A 21,198-nucleotide genomic window follows, 5' to 3' on the forward strand; every position below is an offset into this window, starting at 1 on the left:
AGACTTGTTAGCACTTGGGCATGTTGAGTGCTAAGTGTGCGGTGATCCAGTGGAGGTCCCGCGGGGACCGGTCCCAGGGACCATGGCAGTCGTCAGGAGGTGGAGCAATGAGTGAGCCACGCAAATTGGAAGTGTTGCGTGCCATCGTTGAGGATTACGTGCATTCCCGGGAGCCGGTTGGATCGAAGGCCCTCGTTGAGCGTCATCACCTGGGTGTTTCCAGTGCCACCATCCGCAATGACATGGCTGTCCTGGAAGAGGAAGGGCTCATTGCCGCCCCGCATACCAGCGCGGGCCGAATCCCCACCGACAAGGGATATCGCCTGTTCGTTGACCGCATCTCCCAGGTCAAACCGTTGTCCGCCGCAGAGCGTCGCGCAATCCATTCGCTGCTTGAGGGGCCGGACGATGTCGATGACATTCTTGAGCGCACCGTAAGGCTCCTTTCCCAGCTGACCAACCAGGTCGCCGTCGTGCAGTACCCGCACTCGCACCGCGCTCTGGTACGCCACGCTGAGTTCGTTCTGCTCGCCCCCAAGCAGGTCCTGGTTGTCCTCATTGCGGACACCGGGAGTGTTGTGCAGAAGGTCATCGATGCCGTCTCTGACGTGGGCAACGAGGCTTTGATGCTGCTTAGGTCACGTTTCCTCGGCAGCATCGCCGGCACCCAACTGGCACTTTTGCCGCAGGTGCTTCCCTCGGTAGTGGCCCTCTGCCCACCCGATCTTCGTGCACTCGCGCAAAGGCTGGCCAATGGCCTGGAATCCCTGAGCGACACCAGCCGTGAAGAACGCATCCTCATGGCCGGTACCGCCAACCTCGCGCGTTCCAACGTTGACTTCCCGCTAAGCATCGGTCCCGTGCTTGAGGCCCTTGAGGAACAAGTTGTCATGCTCCGGTTGTTGTCGGACATGGGAGACGATCCCAGGGGCGTCACAGTCAGCATTGGCCGGGAGAATCCATACGACGGCTTGGCCGAGGCCTCTGTCGTGGCCACCGGCTACGGTTCGGGAGCCAAGGTGGGAATCCTTGGGCCAACCCGCATGGACTATCCCACCACCATGGCAGCAGTTCGTGCCGTGGCCCGCTACCTTTCCCGCATTCTCGGCGGCTGAACACCGGTCCGGGAAAAACATCCGCAGTACAACCAGGAAGAGATACCGACTTTGAGCAGCCACTATGACGTTTTGGGAGTCTCGCCGGAAGCCACCGGGGAAGAGATCAAAAAGGCGTACCGCAAGTTGGCGCGGAAACTCCACCCGGACGTAAACCCCGGTGAAGATGTCGCGGAGCAGTTCAAGGCCGTGACGCACGCTTACGAGGTGTTGTCAGACCCCCAGAAACGCCGCGTTTACGACGCCACGGGCAATGAGAACGGCACTGACAACGGCTTCGGCGGCGGCTACGCCGGCCAGGGCTTCGCCTTCCAGGACATCTTCGACACGTTCTTTGGTGGCGGGGGCGGACACGGAGGCCCCGCTTCCCGCGTGCGTCGTGGCCAGGACGCCCTCATCAGTGTTCGGATCGACCTCAAGGATGCCGTGTTCGGCGTCAACAAGAAGCTTGAAGTGGACACGGCCGTGGTCTGCCCCACCTGCGACGGCAGCTGCTGCCGCCCGGGCACTCACCCCGAACGCTGCGACATCTGTGGTGGCAGCGGCCAGGTTCAGCGCGCCGTCCGCTCCATCCTCGGGCAGGTCATGACCACCGCCCCCTGTGGTTCCTGTGAAGGTTTCGGCACTGTCATCAAGGACCCCTGCAACGAATGCAACGGCCAGGGGCGCATCAGGAGCCGCCGTTCGCTCACCATCAAGGTTCCCGCCGGCGTTGCTACCGGTACGCGCATCCAGTTGTCCGGCCAGGGCGAAGCAGGACCCGCGGGTGGTCCGGCCGGTGATCTCTATGTGGAGATCCGCGTCAACAACGATTCCACGTTCGTGCGCGAAGGCGACGACCTCCATGCCACGCTCAGCGTGCCCATGACGGCTGCCGCCCTGGGCACCGACGTGCAGCTTGAGACGTTCGACGGCGCCCAGGACATCGAAGTGAAGGCGGGCACGCAGTCCGGAGAGGTCATCACCCTTCGTGGCCTCGGCGTAACGCACCTGCGGGGCTACGGCCGTGGTGATCTGAAGGTGCACCTGCACGTGGAAACCCCGACCAAGCTGGACCATGCCCAGGAAGAACTCCTTCAGCAGCTTGCCAAGCTTCGCGGCGAACAGTTCACCGAAGGCAAACTGGTGGCCAGCGGCGGGATGTTCGCAAAGCTCCGGGACAAGCTCGGTAACCTGTAGCGGTGAGCAATCCCGTTTTCTTCACGCCGGCCGGCAGCCTCAGCCACGTTACCCCCGGTGCCGTGTTTGTGCTTGAGGGCGCAGAGGCGCGCCATGCGGTGACGGTGAAGCGGCTGGCCGTCGGTGAGTCCGTTGACATCGCCGACGGCGCCGGTGCCCGTCTCACCGGGACAGTGGCCGACGTCGCACCCGGTGCCTTGACGGTGACCGCGACGGACGTCGTTTTCGAAGCGCAGCCGGACGTCCGTTTGGTGCTGGTTCAGGCGTTGGCCAAGGGCGACCGTGACGAGCTCGCAATCGAGACGGCAACGGAACTCGGAATTGATGCCGTGGTTCCCTGGCAGTCGGAGCGATCGATTGTGCGCTGGAAGGCGGAGCGGGCGGCCAAGGCGCATGCCAAGTGGGAATCAGTGGTCACTGCGGCAGCAAAGCAGGCCCGTAGGGCCTGGATACCTCCCGTCCGCCCGATCGTCGACTCCAGCGGTTTGGCGAAAGCCGTTGCTGGGGCCGACCTCGCCATCATCCTTCATGAGGACGCCAAGAATCCTCTGCGGGAAGTCCTGGAGACATTGGACGTTGACGGTGCTTCGCCCAGCGAGGTGCTGTTGATTGTGGGGCCTGAAGGCGGAATCTCGCCGCGCGAAGTGACGCGGCTCAGCGATGCAGGAGCCGTGACGGCTCTCTTGGGCCACCATGTCTTGAGGTCGTCGACGGCGGGCCCCGCCGCCGTCGTTCTGGCCAGCGACGTCCTGGGTCGCTGGTAGCCGGCGAACGGAGAATCAGCCCACGCTGAACAGTCGGGTGTCAGTGCTTGATTCGATGGTCTTGCCGGCATCGTCGACTTCGGAAACGCGCAATTCGTACTTCCCGGGTTTCAGTGTTGCGCCAAAGCTGAACAGGCCATATTGACCGGGTTCGCCCGTTGCTTTGGTCTGGCCCGTAAGCAGGCCCGACTTCTCACCCTTGCCGTTGTCCTGCAGGATCTGCCAGCTGATGGGTCGCGAGTTGTCCGTGGTGCGCCCGTTGAACTTGATCAATCCAGGGGGCAGGGACACGTCCTCCTGGGGGTCAATGATCCACAGTGGTGCTACCAGGGAGGCATCGCGTGTCATGGGTTCGCCGAGTTTTACTTGCCCGAAGGCCATGTAGTCCTTGTGCCCGTCAACCAGAATGACTACCTGGATCTGCTGCCCCGAGTTGATGAGTCCGGAAGAGGAGGCCGCGGCCGACGCGGTGTAAACCAACTGCTGTATGGCCCGCTGGGCCATCCCGGCATCCAGGTTTGAGTTGAAGGCGTCACGCGAAACATCGACCGTGATCACGTTCTTCCCTGAGATGGAGGTCGCCAGGTTTCCTGGTTCCTGCCACGGAGTGAAGAAGTCGTGATCCAGGGGCTTTTCCGCCATCATGATCCGCAGGGCCGTCGTCACAGGGTTGCCGTCTCCGGAAATGTCCCGGAACTCACGGTAAAGGTAGACCTCGTCTTTGCTCCGCCCGATCCAGTAGACCGGAATCTTGGTGGACGCCTGCGTCGTTTCTAGCGGGGCGTTGCTCGCAGGAGCGTCCTGGACCGTCATCGGAGGGGAACTCTGTGTCGCCTGGCTGCCGCCACCGCCATTCGCGATACAACCAGTCAGGAGCATGACAGCAAGCATCGCCGGCGCGACGACGGCGGACCTGGTCCGCTTGCGTGCGCCGCTTCCGTTGCTCACTGGCTCGGTGATGGCGTTTCCTGTCTTACGATGCAAAAGGCGGCCGCAGAGTGGGCGGCCCGCTTGGGTCGGAGCTGCGGGGGCATCAGCCGCCCGCTATGCCAGCTTGGCACATCGTCGACGGCGTCCGGCGGGGTTTCTGCGGACGCCGGCCAACTGAAACATGATTGATACCGGCTTGATGCCGAGTTGAGACAAAATGTCAGCGGTGGAGTGGCGGGCAGTGATCCGGACCATCGGTGAGGTCCATCCCGGGCCGCGCTGGCGTAGGATTGCGTCATACGATCAACCGGAGGAGAACAGGCCGTACGGCCAGCACTATGAGTGAATCTTTGAACGGGCGGCTCAGAACCGGAAACGGGAACCAGCCGACCACCGAGTTCCCGCACACCTTACCGGGCACGCGCACGGAAGTTGTTACTTTCGACAACTCCGACCAGATGGTTCACTCGCTGGGCAGCCACGACGAAGCCTTGCGGTACATCGAGGAACAGTTCCAGGACGTCAACTTCCACGTCCGGGGCAACGAGCTTTCCATGACCGGTCCCTCCACTGTCATTCCCCGCATCATGCGACTCCTCGAGGAAGTGCGCAGTCTTGTGGCGAAGGGGACGTTGGTCACCCCGGATGTGCTTCAGCAGTTGGTGTCCCTCCTCAGGACCCAGTCCGTGCAGAACCCTGCGGATGTCCTGACACACAACATCCTTTCCAGCCGGGGCAAGACCATCCGGCCCAAAACTCTGAACCAGAAAAACTACGTTGACGCGATCGACGACAACACGGTGATTTTTGGCATTGGCCCTGCAGGTACGGGCAAGACCTACCTGGCCATGGCCAAGGCTGTCCAGGCGCTCCAGATGAAGGAAGTCAGCCGGATCATTCTGACGCGGCCGGCCGTTGAGGCGGGGGAGAGGCTCGGATTCCTGCCTGGCACTCTCAGCGACAAGATCGACCCCTACCTGCGTCCTCTCTACGATGCCCTGCACGACATGATGGATCCGGAATCCATTCCGCGATTGATGGCGGCAGGCACCATCGAGGTGGCCCCGTTGGCGTACATGCGTGGGCGTACCCTGAACGACGCTTTCATCATCCTTGATGAAGCCCAGAACACCACTCCGGAACAGATGAAGATGTTCCTGACACGGCTCGGGTTCGGTTCCAAAATGGTGGTCACCGGTGACGTCACGCAGATCGACCTGCCCTCGGGCTCAACCTCAGGACTGCGTATTGTCCGCGAAATCCTGACCGGGATTGACGACGTCAATTTCTCCATCCTTGAGGCCGCGGATGTGGTCCGGCATCGACTGGTGGGCGATATCGTCTCCGCCTACAGCGCATGGGATGACGCCCACCGCCCTGAGGCAGCCAACACCCATAAACGTGGAGAACGTAAATGAGCATTGAAGTCAACAACGAGTCCGGCGTGGCAGTGGATGAAGCGCAGCTGGTGACGTTGTCCCGCTTCATCTTCGAACGCTTGTACATCCACCCCCAGGCAGAGCTGTCCATCCTGCTGGTGGACGAACCCGCCATGGAGAAACTGCACATTGAGCTGATGGATGAGCCGGGAGCCACGGATGTGCTGTCCGTGCCCATGGATGAGTTGACGCCCGGCACGCCGGACAAGCCAACACCCCAGGGCATGCTGGGGGACATCGCGATCTGCCCGCAGGTGGCTGAGGTGCAGGCGCGCAACGCTGGCCACCCTACCCAGGATGAGATGCTGTTGCTGACCACGCACGGAATCCTCCACCTGCTGGGCTTCGACCACGCCGAGCCCGAGGAAAAAGAAGAAATGTTTGGCTTGCAGCGGGAACTGCTGTCTGAATTCCTGGGCAAGGATGCCCCCATGGAGACCATGCAGTGACGTCGATCATTCTGGTCGGCATGGCGCTGGTTTTCCTCAGCTTTGTTGCCCTGCTGACCGCGGCCGAGGCTGCGTTCAACTTCCTGCCGAGGCATGAGGCCGAACAATCCATTGGCCGGAGCAAAGGCACGGCCCTGGCTGGCATCCTCAAAAACCCCATCGCCCACATGCGCGCCCTGCGTTTTTGGCGCGTCTGGTTTGAAATGGCAGCGGCCGTGGCCGTTGCGGTTGTCCTCCACAGCCTGCTGGACAATGTGTGGCTCGCCGGCCTGGCCGCGACAGGCATCATGGCCGTGATCGGCTTTGTGCTGGTGGGCGTTTCACCCCGGCAGCTGGGACGTGCGCACTCAGGCCCCGTGGTGCGCTTCACGGCACCGCTGATCAGATTTTTGTGCTGGATACTGGGTCCTGTCCCGGGTTGGCTGGTGGCGCTTGGCCAAGCTGTGGCCCCGGGTGCACCCAGCGGTGATGATGCTTTCGTCAGTGAGGAAGAGTTCCGCGAGTTCGTCGACCGTGCAGCTGAGTCGGACATGATCGAAGACAACGAAGCCGAGCTCATCCATTCTGTCTTCGACTTTGGCGATACGTTGGTGCGTTCCGTCATGGTTCCCCGCACGGACATCGTCAGCATCGCCACCGGGGCAGACCTGGAGACTGCCATGGGCTTGTTCCTGCGGTCCGGGTACTCGCGAATTCCGGTCATCGGTGAAAACACGGATCAGATCCGGGGCATTCTGTATCTCAAGGACGTTGCCGCCGCGATGCACCGAAGTGAACCTGGGTTGCAGGCGCACGACGTCGATTCGCTGGCCCGCGATGTCCGTTACGTCCCGGAGTCCAAGCCAGTGAGCGATTTGCTGAGGGAGCTCCAGCAGGAGTCCACCCACGTAGCCATCGTCATTGATGAATATGGCGGAACCGCCGGCCTGGTGACTTTGGAAGACCTCATTGAGGAAATCGTGGGTGAAATCGTTGACGAATACGATGCCGCGGCAGAGGAAGCCGTCGATCTGGGTGACGGTCACTACCGGGTCAGCGCGCGAATGAGCATCGATGATCTTGGCGAACTGTTCGACATCGACCTCGACGACGACGAGGTGGACACCGTGGGCGGGCTCCTCGCCAAGGCTCTCGGCCAGGTTCCGATTGTTGGAAGCTCGGTGGAAGTGAACGGGGTGTTCCTTAAGGCAGATAGGCTGGAGGGTCGCCGAAACAGGGTCAGCCATATCATTGCGGCCGCCATGCCAAAGGAAGACACTGACCTTGAAGACCTTCTCGACGACGCCGACTCAACGCAACAGGGAGTTCCACGTGAGCAAGCAAAATAAGAAATTCGACGCCGATAGCGACTTTGGCGGCTTTCACGCGGGGTTCTCGGTGCTGGTTGGCCGGCCGAATGCGGGCAAGTCAACGCTGACGAACGCCTTGGTGGGCCAGAAGGTGGCCATCACTTCGGCCAAACCGCAAACCACGCGTCACACCATCCGCGGCATCGTCCACCGGGAGGACGCGCAGTTGATCCTCGTGGACACCCCGGGCCTTCATCGTCCGCGGACACTGTTGGGAAAGCGGCTCAACGAGCTCGTTGCCGATACTTTGGCCGAAGTTGATGCCATCGGGTTCTGCTTGCCCGCCAACGAAAAGATCGGCCCGGGCGACAAATTCATCGCAGCCCAGCTGGCCGCCGTCGGGCGAAAGCCGATCGTTGCCCTGGTGACCAAAACCGATCTTGTCGACCGGCAGGCTCTTACGGAGCAGCTGCTCGCAGTCGCAGCACTGGGCCGTGAAGTGTTGGGGGAGCAGGGCTGGGCAGACATCGTCCCGGTCTCGGCTGCTGACGGTTTCCAGGTCTCCACCGTCGCCGACGTCCTGATCAGCCACATGCCTTCATCTCCGCCGCTGTACCCGGACGGTGAGCTGACGGATGAGCCGGAAGCGGTCATGATCGCGGAGCTCATCCGTGAAGCCGCGCTGGAAGGTGTCCGGGACGAGCTTCCGCACTCCCTGGCAGTCGTGGTGGAGGAGATCGTGCCGCGTGAAGGCCGGTCCGAGGACAACCCGCTCCTGGATGTTCGGGTGAATCTGTATGTTGAGCGTCCCTCGCAGAAAGCCATCATCATTGGCAAGGGGGGAAGCCGGCTGCGTGAAGTTGGTACCAATGCCCGCAAGGGTATCGAAACCCTGCTCGGCACGCGGATTTACCTCGATCTGCACGTCAAGGTAGCCAAGGACTGGCAGCGCGATCCCAAGCAATTGGTCAAACTCGGATTCTAGGCAGCACTGCTGGATCCGGCGTGGCTCCCGGCCCGATAAGGAACTTCCCAGAAACGGCAACTATGATTGCGGGGATCGAGCTGTTTAAGGAAAGGTAAACCGAATAGTGCGACGTCGTGACGCCCGCCCGGAGGGCACCGGCACCGCTGGCCCCGTTGCGGCACGCCATGGAGCGGATGCTGACGGCACTCCGCGCCATATGAATGAACGCAAGGGTCTTCCGCTCTGGTTGAAGATTGTCACAAGCGTGGTCTCCGTCGCGCTGGTTGCCGGTGTCGCCTTCGCTGCTTTCTGGTTCATCCGCCTGCAGACCAACATCACCAAGGCGCCTTTGAGCGCCGCTGAAACACGCAACGCCGACGATGCCTTGGCCAACGACAAGACAGACCGCCTGCAGATCCTGATCCTCGGTTCCGATACCCGGGACGGCAAGAACGCCGAGTACGGAAGTACCGAAGACTCCAGCGGTTATGGCCACTCGGACGTCATGATGCTGCTGGACATCTCCGCTGACAACAAGCGCGTCAACGTCCTCAGCTTCCCCCGGGACCTTCTTGTGGATGTTCCCCAATGCACCGACCGCACCAACAACCAGACCTTTCCAGCCCGCAGCGGCGTGATGATCAACGAAGCCATGGCTGAGGCCGGAATCGGCTGCGCCGTGGATACCGTCAACAAATTGACGGGCCTGGAGATCGACCACTTCATGATGGCCGACTTCAACGCGGTCAAGGAGCTCTCCAAAGCCGTGGGTGGCGTCAACGTGTGCGTCAGCGATCCCGTCTTCGACCCTGATTCCAGGCTCCGTCTGCCGAAGGGCGACTCCTTGGTGGAAGGCGAACAGGCATTGGCCTTCCTGCGGACCAGGCATGCGTTCGGCGATGGTGGAGACCTCGGCCGCATCAAGGGCCAGCAGGCGTTCCTTTCTTCCCTGACGCGGAAGCTGAAGAGTGAAGGCACCCTGGGCAATCCGCAGCGGCTCCTGCAGATCGCGGATGTTGTTACCCAAAACCTGACCGTTGACGAGGGCCTGGCCTCGGTTCCGTCGCTGCTGACCATTGGAGGACGCCTGAAGGACATCGACGTGTCCAAGGTGGCGTTTGTGGCGGTGCCCACGCAAGCTGCAGCTGTGGATCCAAACCGGCTTGAACTCGTTGAACCCCAGGCGTCCCAGCTTTTCGCAGCCTTGCGTGCCGACCTCGATCTCACCACTCCCGGCGCAACGTCAGCACCCACGCCTTCGGAAACCGCCGCACCCCAGCCCACGGCCACCACGCCTCCGGCACCCGCCTACGATAAAGCCATTCAGCCTGTATCTGTGGCCAACGGCAGCGGCGTGGCCACCAGGGCGCAGGAGCTCATGACCGTTTTGACAGGCAACGGTTTTACCCAGGCCGTGTCCTATCTGGCCAACCCGGTTGACCAGACGGTGCTCTACTATGGCCAGGGTTTCGCCGATGTGGCGGCCGATGTGGCCAAGCTTTACGGGATACCGGCTGCTCAGGTCCAAGAGGCTCCCGGAGTAGCTGGTGTGCAGCTGTACGTGGGTACGGACTTCACCACCGGCACAGCTTACGGAGCAGCTTCGGTCCCGTCCAACGTGGTCAACCAGACCGCCAGCGACGCCGTCTGCCAGCAGGTGAACCCGCTCTACTTCGATCAGTAGGACATCAGTTCCGTAGAAAAAACGAAATGGCCGGGTCAGTTGCAAACTGACCCGGCCATCGTTGTCTTCGGTTCCTACCAGATGCTGACGCGTTCCTGGGGATCCATCCACATGCCGTCTGCCTCAGCTACGCCGAATGCTTCCTGGAAGGCGTCAAGGTTGCGGGCGATGGCGTTGGTCCGGAACTCGTTGGGGGAGTGGGGGTCCGTGGCGAGCCTGCGGATGGCCTCTTCAGTCCGGATCACCTGACGCCACCCGGCTGCCCACGACATGAAGAACCGCTGCTTTCCGGTGAAGCCGTCAATGACCTCCGGCTCTTTCCCATCCAGGCTCAGGAGATAGGCCTTGTAGGCAATGGTGAGCCCGCCGAGATCGCCGATGTTCTCACCCAGGGTGAGCTTGCCATTCACCTTGTGTTCCGGTGCGGCATACGGTGAGAGGGCATCGAATTGGGCCACCAGCTTCGCCGTGAGGGCCTCGAATGCCGTGCGGTCCTCCTCGGTCCACCAATTGCGCAACGCGCCGCTGCCATCGAACTGCGATCCTTGGTCGTCGAAGCCGTGTCCGATCTCGTGTCCGATCACGGCCCCGATTCCACCGTAGTTCACAGCATCGTCCGCCTCCGCCGTGAAGAACGGTGGTTGGAGGATTGCCGCCGGAAACACAATCTCATTCAACAATGGGTGGTAGTAGGCGTTGACGGTCTGGGGCGTAATCAGCCATTTCGCCAAGTCAACGGGCTTGCCGATTTCGTCGAGATGGCGGTCCACGTCGGCGTCGTGGGCGCGTTCGACATTCCCGAGAAGATCATTGGGGTCAATTTCCACGGCGGAATAGTCGATCCATTTCTCCGGGAATCCGATCTTGGGACGGAATGCGTCCAACTTCTTGAGTGCTTCTTTCTTTGTCTCTTCACCCATCCAGTCCAGGGACGAGATGCTGTCGCGGTATGCCGCGATCAGGTTGGTCACCAAGGATTCCATCCGTGCCTTGTGGCCGGCAGGGAAGTGGCGTTCGACGTAGATTTGTCCTACTGCCTCACCCAACGCAGCTTCCACGACGGCGACTCCGCGCTTCCAACGTTCCTTGTTCTGTGGGGTGCCGCTGAGGGTGGTGCCGTAGAAATCGAAGTTCGTGTCCACGAACTCGGACGACAGGTAAGGGGCGGCCGAACTGAGGACACGGAGCGTCAGCCATTCCTTCCAGGTTTGCAAGGGCTCGGATTCCAGCAATCCCGCGGCACCTGCGAAAAAATCGGGAGTGCTGACGACAATTTCCTGCCGTTTTGCTGCATCCACCCGCGCTGCGTCAAACCACGTGTCGAGCAACGGGAACAGGGCCGTGGCCTCCTCCGCGGACTTAAGGTTGTAAGTCTTTTGGGGATCCCGGAGAGTGACGTTGTCCCAATGATGCGAAGCCAATGCTGTCTCCAGTGCGACCACCCGTTGGGCAGCGTTGGAGGCATCGGGAAGGGAAGCGAGCGTGAAGAGCTTCTCGATGTAGCTGGTGTACGCCGCCACAATGGCGGCGAATTTTTCCTCGCGGTAGTAAGACTCGTCGGGCAACCCCAGGCCGCCCTGCCCGATGTACAACAGAATACGTTCAGGGTTTCCGGCATCCGGCGCGGGGTAAATCGAAAAGAGACCGGACACATCTGAACGGAAAAGGCGGCCGATCAAGGCAGCCAGGTCCAGCGGGGAGTCGATTGCGCTGACCTCGTCAAGGCGGGCGCGCACGGGTTCGAGTCCCTTTGCTTCTGCTGCAGCCTCGTCCATGAAGCTGGCGTAGAGTCCGCCCACCTTTTGCTCAATACCGGTGGCCGAACCACCCTTGCCCGCGGCTTCTTCGATGATTGCCTTGACAGCGAGTTCGGCCCCGTCACGCAGTGCGGTGAACGTACCTTCCAGCGGCCTGTCGTCTGGAATCGTAGTGCTGTTGAGCCACGCGCCATTGACGTGTTGATAGAGGTCGTCCTGGGGCCGGACGCTGTGGTCGATATTCGAAAGAGTGATCCCCGACTGTGGCACTGTGGCTCCTTGTGTGGACGCTGCAGCTGGCGTTGCCACCGCCGCGGCGTCTGCATAGTGGACGTTGCATGAGGTGTTGCACTGTCATCATACGCACCGTGTTACTGTAATTTTGTGCGTGCGGAAATGCTTCTTCTTAGCTGCCGCGGCGAGGCCTGAAAGCTATCTGACGCTGGGCCATCCTCGCCGCGGAGTTTCGTTGTGTCCGGCTAAGCTTTCATTCAGTTCTTAGAGAAAAGGCCACACGTCATGCGTAATGCACAAAAGCCCTCCGGTATGCCCACCCACCGCTATCTGCCGTTCCAGGACCAGATCACGGTCGAGGTCCCTGACCGCACCTGGCCGGACAAGGTCATCACCAAAGCTCCGCGCTGGTGCGCCGTTGACCTGCGCGATGGCAACCAGGCACTGATCGACCCGATGAGCCCGGCACGCAAGCTGAAGATGTTCCAGCTGCTGGTCAAGATGGGCTACAAGGAAATCGAGGTCGGCTTTCCCTCGGCATCGCAGACGGATTTCGATTTCGTCCGTCAGCTCATCGAGGGCGGACACATTCCCGAGGACGTCACCATCCAGGTATTGACCCAGGCACGGGAACACCTGATTGAACGGACCTACGAGTCATTGGTTGGGGCCAAGCAGGCGATCGTCCACCTGTACAACTCCACCTCTGTCTTGCAGCGCCGGGTCGTCTTCAACCAGGACGAAGACGGCATTCTGGATATCGCGCTGCAGGGTGCGCGTCTCTGCAAAAAATACGAAGAAACGTTGACCGACACGCACATCACCTACGAGTACTCGCCGGAGTCCTTCACGGGAACCGAGCTCGAGTATGCAGCACGTGTTTGCAACGCCATCGCCGATGTCTTTGAGGCCTCCGCCGACAAGCAGGTCATCATCAACCTGCCTGCCACAGTGGAAATGGCTACGCCGAACGTTTACGCCGACTCCATCGAGTGGATGCACCGAAACCTGCACCCCCGCGAAGGCATCATCATTTCGCTCCACCCGCACAATGACCGCGGCACGGGTGTTGCGGCAGCCGAACTCGGCTACCTGGCTGGCGCGGACCGGATTGAGGGATGCCTCTTCGGCAACGGTGAACGCACGGGCAACGTGGACCTGGTCACGCTGGGGCTGAACATGTTTGTCCAGGGTGTTGACCCCATGATCGATTTCTCCGATATTGACGAAATCCGCCGGACAGTTGAGTACTGCAACCAGTTGCCTGTACCCGAACGCTCTCCCTATGGTGGCGACCTTGTCTTTACAGCCTTCTCGGGTTCACACCAGGACGCCATCAAAAAGGGTTTCGAGGCCCTCGAGAAGGACGCTGCCGAGGCCGGGAAGCCGGTGGACGACTTCACCTGGCAGGTGCCTTACCTGCCGATCGATCCCAAGGACCTGGGACGCAGCTACGAGGCCGTTATCCGCGTCAACTCGCAGTCCGGCAAGGGTGGCGTTGCCTACCTGCTGAAGAATGAGCACAACCTGGACCTGCCGCGGCGTGCCCAGATCGAATTCTCCGGTGTTATCCAGCGGCGCACGGACGCTGTGGGTGGCGAAGTCAGCGGGTCCCAGCTGTGGCAGATCTTCCAGGATGAATACCTGCCCTCTGATGAAGAGCAAGCCCAGTGGGGCCGCTACACCTTGGGCAGTGTGAGCACCGAGACCGATGAATCCGGCGCGATGACCATGAATGCGAACTTGCGTATCGAGGGTGCCGAGGTTCGGCGCACCGGGCATGGCAACGGTCCCATCGCGGCTCTGTTGGACATACTGCACCAGGACGGCGTGGACGTCCGGGTTCTCGACTACAGCGAGCACGCATTGTCTGAGGGTGGCAGCGCCAGTGCCGCCGCCTATGTTGAATGTGCCGTTGGAGAGCGTGTCCTGTGGGGCGTGGGAATCGACCCCAGCACCACAACGTCGTCCCTCAAGGCACTGATCTCCGCCGTGAACAGGGCAGTCCGGGACGCCCAGGACTAGGCACCAGCCGTGTGGTGACAGGAAACTCTGTCACCACACGGTCCGGCAACCGTACCGGGTCCGGGCATAGTGCGAAGATTAGATGTGGCCAATCCGTCGTTTGCAGCCCGGTCCTACCGGGACGATGCCGTGGTCCTCCGTACCCACAAGCTGGGCGAGGCGGACCGCATCATTACCTTGCTGACCAAGCACCACGGGCAGGTACGCGCCGTGGCCAAGGGCGTCCGAAGGACCAGCAGCCGCTTTGGAGCCAGGCTGGAGCCGTTCATGGTCGCCGACCTCCAACTGGTTTCGGGTCGGACACTGGACATCGTCACCCAAGCGGTGGCGAAAGGTGCCTACGGAAGCAGCATCGCCGCCGACTACGGCAGATTTACGGTAGCTGCTGCCATGACGGAGACGGCCGAGAAATTGACCGACGCGGACACCGAATCGGGCACCGCCCAATACAACCTTCTTGTAGGTGCACTGGCAGCCCTGAGCCGTTCGGACCACCCACCGGAGCTGATCCTGGACTCCTATCTTCTGCGTGCGTTGGCCACGGGAGGTTGGGCTCCCAGCTTTACGGCCTGTGCACGCTGCGGTCGACCCGGACCCCACACGGCTTTTGCTGCCCCGGTAGGTGGGATGGTGTGCGGGGACTGCCGGCCACCCGGTTCTCCGGCGCCGGCAGCTGAGACCGTGGTGCTTCTGGGCGCGTTGTTGACGGGTAACTGGGAGGTCGCGGACGTTTCCGACCCGCGGCACCGCAGGGAGGCTGCTGGCCTGGTGGCGAGCTACCTGCAATGGCATTTGGAACGGGCGTTGAAATCACTCAAACATGTGGAGCGAAGCTGACAGTGGCACTTGGAAAGAAAAGCAAGACAACAGCGGCAAGGAACGCGCCGGTCGTGGCTCCGTACGGGCATCCCTCCGGTGCAGTTCCGCCAAGAATTCCGAGTGAGCTCATCCCGCAGCACGTGGCCATTGTCATGGACGGCAACGGTCGATGGGCAAATCAACGTGGATTGCCCCGGATCGAGGGCCACAAGGCCGGAGAACCTGCCCTGTTGGATGTCATGGCCGGAGCCATCGAACTGGGCATCAAATACGTCAGCGTCTACGCGTTTTCGACGGAAAACTGGCGTCGTTCGCCCGAAGAAGTCCGCTTCCTCATGGGATTTAACAAGGACGTGCTACGACGCCAGCGGAACCAGCTCGACGACTGGGGCGTCCGTATCCGGTGGGCAGGCCGGCGGCCCCGGCTCTGGGGTTCGGTCATCAAGGAGCTGGAAGAGGCTGAGGAATACACCCGCGGCAACGACACCTGCACTTTGACCATGTGTGTTAACTACGGTGGCAGGGCCGAGATTGCCGACGCCGTGTCCGCTATCGCCCAGGACGTCGCAGCAGGGCGGCTCAAGCCAGGCTCCGTCTCGGAAAAGACGATACAGAAGTATCTGGACGAACCTGATCTCCCGGATGTCGATCTCTTCCTCAGGAGTTCGGGGGAGCAGCGCCTTTCCAACTTCCTGCTGTGGCAATCCGCCTACGCGGAATTTGTTTTCATGGACACCCTGTGGCCGGATGTGGACAGGCGCACCCTGTGGGACGCCGTCGAAATCTATGCCAAGCGCGACAGGCGCTACGGTGGTGCAGTCGATGCTGCGCCCGCCACCAATTAGTGCGCCTGGGTTAATTCAATACGGGTACGCGGCCAGCCAGACGGCCACGTCACGATAAGCCTGTTGCCGGACGGTGCGGCGTGACAGGAAGATGTCATGAAGCGCACCCGGATACCGGAACACTGCCGTCCGCCGGGCCAGGCCCAGTGCGCGGCGGGAGGTTTGTTCGACGTCGATGACTGCGTCTGCACGCATAAGGTCCGTGGTCCATTCGGCCTGGATCCTGGTGCGACCCGATAGGAGAACCAGGACAGGAGCGTCAATGTTCAGCTTGCGCTCCACTGCCGCATGCCCTGCGAGGACGGCTTTGGTCCAGCCGGCTCGAATGGGAAACGACGTCCGCGGACGCCACACCGGGTCAAGCATCCATTCGCCGTGAGCCTCATTGCTGACGCTCTCCCAGTACGCCGGCATTTCCGGGAAGCGGAACGGACGTTTCGGGTCGGTCCGGGCAAAGGGTTCCACCAAGTGCATGGCGATGCTGCGGACGAGGCTGCTGCCCTGGAGTTCCAGCCAGGGTGAGTTAAGGACCAGGGTGCCAACCTTGCCGGGATTGCGGTTGGCCCAGAGCGCTGCGATGAGCCCGCCAAGGGAGTGGGCAATCACGTGGATGGTGGGCGGAGCAGTGTTGTTGGTCCGCTCTGCCACGTCCGCTTCAATCTCCCGGAGGGCTGCCGACAAGTCTTCGTCGTAGACGCCCAGGTCCGAGGTGTAGCCCGGTGTTTGTCCCGGAAGCAGGCTTCTGCCAAATTTGCGCAGGTCCACGGCATAGAACAGGAAACCTGAGGCACTGAGATACTCGGCCAATTCGGTCTGGAGGAAGTAGTCTGCCCAACCGTGAAGGTAGAGCACTGCGCGGGGTGCCCCGCCGGATTCGTGCGGAGTGCGGCGCTTCCTCTTGGCGAAGGTTGTCAGGAAGTCGAGGATTCCGTGAGGGGCTGTGTCCCCAATGGGTGGAGAATGCCGCACAAGGGTGGCTTTCACCGGGCCCTCTTCATCTTCCCCCAGGGGCAAGTCCAGACACTCGTAGTTGTGGCCCAGTACATCCGGTCTCCACCGTGGTCCGGCTTTACCTGTGCCCGTCATGCGTCCCCCTCTTGCTGATGTTCCTTGGCTTGATGTTCCTTGGCTTGATGTTCCTTGGGTTGATGTTCACGGGCCGGGTGTTCCAGCGCGCCGCTTTGTGGAGCGCGGTAGCGCATGTACCCGCAGATCCAGCGGGCCAGCCGTGCGTACGCGTCCTGCCTCACAGCGGGTGCCGAGAGGAAGACATCGTGAAGGCCGCCATCAATTCTTTCCAGAGTGACAGTCCGGCCCAGCGCCATTGCCCGGAGAGCGATGATGCCGACATCAAGCACGGCGTCGGAGCGACGCATCGACTCCTGCCACACCATGCCGTTAGCGCTGGCCGCTGACGTAAGGACCAAAACCGGCATCTGCAGGTTCAGCCCATGGGATACCTGCGCATGGCCCGCGAAGATGGCGCTCAGCCATCCAGCCCGGACCGGGAAGGCCATCGGGGGCCGGTATTTCTCGTCCAGCGCCCATTCACCCTCGGCGCTGCTGCTGATGCTTCGGAAGTAGAAGCCTCTCTCCGGCAATCTGAGAACGGTCTCAGGCCGAAGTTTGGCCAGAGGGCCCAGCATGGTGTGGACGGCGCGGCGAACCAGTGAGTTCCCGTGCATTTCAAGCCATGGGCTGTCGAGGACCAGGAACTGGATATCACCCTGGTGGCGGCTGGCCCATAGGGCGGCAACCAGGCCACCGGTCGAATGCCCCATCAAGGTCATACTGCCCGGAGGGGAGCCTGCACGGTCAGCACGGATGAGATCCATGGCTTCGTTGATCTCAGCGTCGTAGTAGGTCAAGTCAGCGACGTATCCACCCGGGCTGTCCGACTGAAGGCTTCGTCCGTGGTTGTGCATGTCCAAGGCATAGAAGTCGAAACCCTGGCCAGCCCAGAACCGGGCAAGCTCCGTGTTGAAGAAGTAGTCGCTCCAACCGTGCAGGAACAGCACGGCACCATAGGGTGCGTTTCCGGCACCTGGACCATCATGCGGCGGGGCAGCCAGTTCCGCCCGGTGCCGGATCAGAGTGGCACGGCGGACCACGCCGTCAGGCCCCGCAGACTCGAAACTGCAGGATAGAAAGTCCTTTCCCAGGATGTCAGGGGTCCACTCCATGGCCCTAGCTTAGACACTGGCGGCGGCTTCCTGCCCAGCGGCCCTTCCGGTGAAGAGGCAACCCCCAAGGAAGGTTCCTTCCAAGGCCCGGTACCCGTGGATTCCGCCTCCACCGAACCCTGCCGCCTCCCCGGCGGCGTAGAGACCCGGTATGGCCTGGCCATCGTTACTGAGCACCCTGGATTTCAGATCCGTGTGGAGACCACCAAGGCTCTTCCTCGTCAGCACGGACAGGCGGATGGCAATCAAGGGGCCGTGTGCGGGGTCCGTCAAACGGTGCGGGGGCGCGACGCGCATCAATTTGTCCGTGGCGAAACGCCGGGCAGCCCTGATGGCTGCGAGTTGGGGGTCCTTTCCCAAGCCGCTGGACACTTGGCGGTCACGTGCTTGGACCAAGGCCTCCAAGGACCCGGCATCGATCAATGGGTTCCCGGTCAGGTTGTTCATCGCTGCGGCGAGCTCCCGCACCGAGTCGGCCCGGACGAAGTCTTCACCTCTGTCCAGGAACCGCTGGATGGGGGAGTCGGCGCCGGGTTTCAGGCGTGAAGCCAAAAGGCGCAAGTCCTTGCCGGTCAGGTCCGGGTTTTGTTCCGACCCGGACAAGGCCAGTTCCTTGAGTGCAATGGTCCAGTTCAGGACGAACCAGGAATATCCGTGGTTGCTTGCGACGATGTGGCGCAAGGCGCCCAAGGAATCGAATCCAGGAAAGAGCGGGGCGGGCAGCTGGGTGCCGGTGGCGTCGAGCCACAAGGACGATGGACCCGGAAGGATACGGATGCCATGCTGTGGCCAGACGGACTCATAATTGCGTATTCCCTCCGGGTAGTGCCACATCCTGTCACCGTTGATCAACGAACCGCCCGTTGTCGCCACGGCAGGAAGGAACTCGCCGTCCACTGACGCAGGCACGCCGCTGAGCATCGCCGTTGGGGCGTTTCCCCCTGGCCATTGCTGTCTGACAACATCGTGGTTGCCGCCGATCCCGCCGGTAGTCACCACCACCGCCCCCGCCGTGACGTCGAAGTCACCGACGGCGACCCGGGACGATGCCTGGCCCCGCCCCGCCGTCGACGGTTCCAGAACCTGGCCGGACACCCCGGTGACCCTACCGGCCGTCGTCGTCAAGGCTGTGGCGCGGTGCCTGAAACACATCCGCACCTTGCCTGCCGCTACGCCCTCCTGCACCTTGGCCAGGAAAGGGTGCACGAGCGCCGGCCCTGTTCCCCACGTAACGTGGAAGCGGGGCACTGTGTTGCCATGCCCCTGGGGTCCGTAACCTCCCCTTTCCGCCCACTGCACCAAGGGAAAGATGCCGACACCAAGGCTCTTGAGCCAAGTCCTTTTCTCGCCGGCCGCGAAGTCAACATAGGCCTCCGCCCAGGCCCGCGCCTGCACATCGGCGGGCCGGTCGAAAGCGGCGGAGGCGAGCCAGTCGGACAGCGCAAGCTCCGTGCTGTCCCTGACGCCAAGCCTGCGCTGCTCCGGTGTGTCGATCATGAAGAGTCCACCGAAGGACCAGTGAGCCTGCCCACCCACCGAAGCCTCCGGCTCCTGGTCCAGGACAACTACGCTCTTGCCGGCGGCATATGCTGTGGCAGCGGCCACGAGCCCCGACAAACCCGCGCCAACCACTGCGATGTCGGCAGTGATTGGCGGATGTCCATGATGTGCGTCACTATCAACCGGCGGCATGCGTACATGCTAGCGGCTTCCATGGTCACGGGTTTGGCGAGATGTCCACGAACGGCAAAACTAGGACCATGCGTGTTTACCCCACATTCTTCAAGTTGGCCTTCTCCTGGATGGATGCCGAGAAGGCCCACAAGATCGGTTTCCAGGGAATCCGGCTTGCCCATCGTTCAGGTGCCGGCCGGATCCTTGCCAGGCTGACTGCGCCTGATGCCTCCTTGAGGACTGAGGCGTTGGGCCTCACCTTCCCATCGCCCTTCGGTTTGGCCGCCGGCTTCGACAAGGAAGGCCACGGAATAGAGGCCCTCGCCGACCTCGGCTTTGGCCACGTGGAAGTGGGTACCATCACCGGTCAAGCGCAGCCGGGCAACGACAAGCCCCGTCTGTTCCGCCTGATCGAGGACCGCGCGGTCATTAACCGCATGGGATTCAACAACGACGGCGCCGCAGCAGTTGCGCCGCGGCTCAAGTCGGCACGGGCTGCTTTACAAAGGCTGTACCCCGGCAACCGGCCGATCATCGGCGTCAACATCGGCAAGACCAAGGTGGTGGAACTCGAGGACGCCACTGAGGACTACCTGGTGAGTGCGCGCACCCTGGCTCCGGCGGCCGACTACCTGGTGGTCAACGTCAGTTCGCCGAACACGCCCGGACTCCGTTTGCTTCAGAACGTGGAGACCCTGCGCCCGCTGCTGAGGGCAGTGGGCGACGCCGCTGATGAGGCTGCGGGGCGGCACGTTCCGCTGCTCGTCAAGATCGCTCCGGACCTGTCCGATGAAGATATTGACGATGTGGCCCGTCTGGCCCTGGATCTCAAACTCGACGGAATCATCGCCACCAACACCACGATTTCCAGGGGCGGGCTCACATCCGATTCGTCGAAAGTCGAAAGCCTCGGTGCGGGTGGACTGTCAGGGGCTCCGCTTAAGCAGCGCTCACTGGAAGTCCTGCGTCGACTCAAGGAAGCCGTCGGGGAGCAACTGGTGCTGATAGCTGTTGGGGGCGTAGAGACAGCCCGCGACGTGCAGGACCGACTGGATGCGGGAGCAAACCTGGTGCAGGGATACACGGCCTTTCTCTATGAAGGTCCGTTCTGGGTTTCCCGCATCAACAAGGGTTTGGTGAAGCTCCGCAAGGGAGTATCCCGCTAAGGCGCCAATGCAGAAGACCCCGGACCAGTGGTCCGGGGTCTTCTTTTGAATGGCGGGGCGGCTAGGCCGGGTATTGGCCGCGCTTCACCTGGGGTTTGGGCAGGCGAAGCTTGCGGAACTGGAGCGCACGCATGCAGCCATACCAGATGGATCCGCGTTCAACTTCGCCGAATTTGGCGGTCAGCTGCTTGCGAAGCTTGCGCGACAGAATGAAAACGTCAACGAAGACTGCAAGGAACATGATCCAGAAGCCCACAAGGACGTAGCTGATGCCAGCGCTGGTGGGCGGAATGATCAGCGAGATCACCACGAACAACAAAGCTCCGAACATGAGGTATTCGCCCAGGCTGAAACGCGCGTCAACGTAGTCGCGCACGTACCGCTTCTGGGGTCCCTTGTCCCGCAGGGGGAGGAACTTCTCATCACCGGTGTCCAGGGCTTGGCGCATTTTTTGGCGCTGGTCCTGGATTGCCACCCTTTCCGCAGCCTTCGAGGCCTTGCGGTCGGTGGGCACCAGGGGGCGTTTCCGGGCTGCTTCCTGGGCCTTCCGCTTGGGCGTAGGGGTGCCCTTACCGGCACCCGGTCCCGGGGCGGTGGCGTAGGCCTGGTCTACTACTGACTGAGCGCTGGGCTCTTCCTTTTTACGTCCGAACACCCATACAGAATACCCTCGGCAAGG

18 protein-coding genes are annotated in these 21,198 nt (G+C 61.8%); 12 read left to right on the forward strand and 6 right to left on the reverse strand.

The features are described 5' to 3' along the window. Window positions 1-107 precede the first annotated feature (107 nt). From hrcA to IEY62_RS11640, 3 genes are read left to right on the forward strand one after another with little or no spacing between them, the layout of a single operon-like run. Window positions 108-1,115, forward strand: a complete 1,008-nt coding sequence (gene hrcA, locus IEY62_RS11630) for a heat-inducible transcriptional repressor HrcA (RefSeq protein WP_189017779.1) — start codon at window positions 108-110, stop codon at window positions 1,113-1,115. A gap of 51 nt (window positions 1,116-1,166) precedes the next feature. Beyond that, on the forward strand, window positions 1,167-2,294 hold the full coding sequence (dnaJ, locus tag IEY62_RS11635) for a molecular chaperone DnaJ (protein WP_055975889.1): 1,128 nt from the start codon (window positions 1,167-1,169) through the stop codon (window positions 2,292-2,294). Window positions 2,295-2,296: 2 nt separating this feature from the next. Further along, on the forward strand, window positions 2,297-3,058 hold the full coding sequence (locus tag IEY62_RS11640; protein ID WP_189017782.1) for a 16S rRNA (uracil(1498)-N(3))-methyltransferase: 762 nt from the start codon (window positions 2,297-2,299) through the stop codon (window positions 3,056-3,058). A gap of 15 nt (window positions 3,059-3,073) precedes the next feature. Here IEY62_RS11640 and IEY62_RS11645 read toward each other — a convergent pair whose 3' ends face one another. Further along, the gene (locus IEY62_RS11645; protein WP_189018311.1) at window positions 3,074-3,949 is read right to left on the reverse strand and encodes a GerMN domain-containing protein; all 876 of its coding nucleotides are present in this window, start codon (window positions 3,947-3,949) and stop codon (window positions 3,074-3,076) included. A 377-nt stretch (window positions 3,950-4,326) separates the two neighbouring features. On the opposite strand from IEY62_RS11645, the gene IEY62_RS11650 reads away from it, so the two are divergent. The 5 genes from IEY62_RS11650 to IEY62_RS11670 all read left to right on the forward strand — a co-directional run bounded on the left by IEY62_RS11650 (window position 4,327) and on the right by IEY62_RS11670 (window position 9,816). Further along, window positions 4,327-5,406: a PhoH family protein gene (locus IEY62_RS11650; RefSeq protein WP_189017784.1), complete on the forward strand. Its 1,080-nt coding sequence runs from the start codon at window positions 4,327-4,329 to the stop codon at window positions 5,404-5,406. Continuing rightward, on the forward strand, window positions 5,403-5,876 hold the full coding sequence (gene ybeY / locus IEY62_RS11655; protein WP_089595199.1) for an rRNA maturation RNase YbeY: 474 nt from the start codon (window positions 5,403-5,405) through the stop codon (window positions 5,874-5,876). The genes IEY62_RS11650 and ybeY overlap by 4 nt, the downstream gene beginning before the upstream one ends. Next, a complete protein-coding gene (locus IEY62_RS11660; protein ID WP_189017786.1) occupies window positions 5,873-7,204 on the forward strand; it encodes a hemolysin family protein in 1,332 nt (443 codons plus the stop codon). Before ybeY ends, IEY62_RS11660 begins: the two co-directional genes overlap by 4 nt. Next, the gene (era, locus tag IEY62_RS11665; RefSeq protein WP_018777698.1) at window positions 7,188-8,150 is read left to right on the forward strand and encodes a GTPase Era; all 963 of its coding nucleotides are present in this window, start codon (window positions 7,188-7,190) and stop codon (window positions 8,148-8,150) included. The genes IEY62_RS11660 and era overlap by 17 nt, the downstream gene beginning before the upstream one ends. 106 nt (window positions 8,151-8,256) lie before the next feature. Then, window positions 8,257-9,816: an LCP family protein gene (locus IEY62_RS11670; protein ID WP_189017788.1), complete on the forward strand. Its 1,560-nt coding sequence runs from the start codon at window positions 8,257-8,259 to the stop codon at window positions 9,814-9,816. Window positions 9,817-9,890: 74 nt separating this feature from the next. On the opposite strand, the gene IEY62_RS11675 is transcribed toward IEY62_RS11670, so the two are convergent. Beyond that, window positions 9,891-11,843, reverse strand: coding sequence for a M13 family metallopeptidase (locus IEY62_RS11675; RefSeq protein ID WP_189017790.1), 1,953 nt, complete (start codon window positions 11,841-11,843; stop codon window positions 9,891-9,893). Between the two features lie 249 nt (window positions 11,844-12,092). Here IEY62_RS11675 and leuA point away from each other — a divergent pair, with 249 nt between their 5' ends. The 3 genes from leuA (at window position 12,093) to IEY62_RS11690 (ending at window position 15,496) form a co-directional block, all read left to right on the forward strand. Continuing rightward, on the forward strand, window positions 12,093-13,832 hold the full coding sequence (leuA, locus tag IEY62_RS11680; RefSeq protein WP_189017792.1) for a 2-isopropylmalate synthase: 1,740 nt from the start codon (window positions 12,093-12,095) through the stop codon (window positions 13,830-13,832). Window positions 13,833-13,916: 84 nt separating this feature from the next. Beyond that, window positions 13,917-14,669 carry a DNA repair protein RecO gene (gene recO / locus IEY62_RS11685; protein ID WP_189017794.1) on the forward strand — a complete coding sequence of 251 codons (753 nt, stop codon included), beginning with the start codon at window positions 13,917-13,919 and terminating at the stop codon, window positions 14,667-14,669. A 2-nt stretch (window positions 14,670-14,671) separates the two neighbouring features. Beyond that, entirely contained in the window at window positions 14,672-15,496 is an 825-nt protein-coding gene (locus IEY62_RS11690; protein ID WP_189017796.1) for an isoprenyl transferase, read from the forward strand. 15 nt (window positions 15,497-15,511) lie between these two features. On the opposite strand, the gene IEY62_RS11695 is transcribed toward IEY62_RS11690, so the two are convergent. From IEY62_RS11695 to IEY62_RS11705, 3 genes are read right to left on the reverse strand one after another with little or no spacing between them, the layout of a single operon-like run. Continuing rightward, on the reverse strand, window positions 15,512-16,582 hold the full coding sequence (locus IEY62_RS11695; RefSeq protein ID WP_189017799.1) for an alpha/beta hydrolase: 1,071 nt from the start codon (window positions 16,580-16,582) through the stop codon (window positions 15,512-15,514). Then, window positions 16,579-17,679 carry an alpha/beta hydrolase gene (locus tag IEY62_RS11700; protein ID WP_189017802.1) on the reverse strand — a complete coding sequence of 367 codons (1,101 nt, stop codon included), beginning with the start codon at window positions 17,677-17,679 and terminating at the stop codon, window positions 16,579-16,581. The genes IEY62_RS11695 and IEY62_RS11700 overlap by 4 nt, the downstream gene beginning before the upstream one ends. 9 nt (window positions 17,680-17,688) lie before the next feature. After that, a complete protein-coding gene (locus tag IEY62_RS11705; RefSeq protein ID WP_189017805.1) occupies window positions 17,689-19,371 on the reverse strand; it encodes an FAD-binding dehydrogenase in 1,683 nt (560 codons plus the stop codon). Window positions 19,372-19,439: 68 nt separating this feature from the next. Here IEY62_RS11705 and IEY62_RS11710 point away from each other — a divergent pair, with 68 nt between their 5' ends. Beyond that, a complete protein-coding gene (locus IEY62_RS11710; RefSeq protein WP_189017808.1) occupies window positions 19,440-20,519 on the forward strand; it encodes a quinone-dependent dihydroorotate dehydrogenase in 1,080 nt (359 codons plus the stop codon). Between the two features lie 61 nt (window positions 20,520-20,580). On the opposite strand, the gene IEY62_RS11715 is transcribed toward IEY62_RS11710, so the two are convergent. Further along, window positions 20,581-21,174, reverse strand: coding sequence for a DUF3043 domain-containing protein (locus tag IEY62_RS11715; protein WP_189017811.1), 594 nt, complete (start codon window positions 21,172-21,174; stop codon window positions 20,581-20,583). Between the last annotated feature and the right edge of the window lie 24 nt (window positions 21,175-21,198).

It is taken from the genome of Paenarthrobacter histidinolovorans (assembly GCF_014647595.1).
GTDB lineage: Bacteria > Actinomycetota > Actinomycetes > Actinomycetales > Micrococcaceae > Arthrobacter > Arthrobacter histidinolovorans.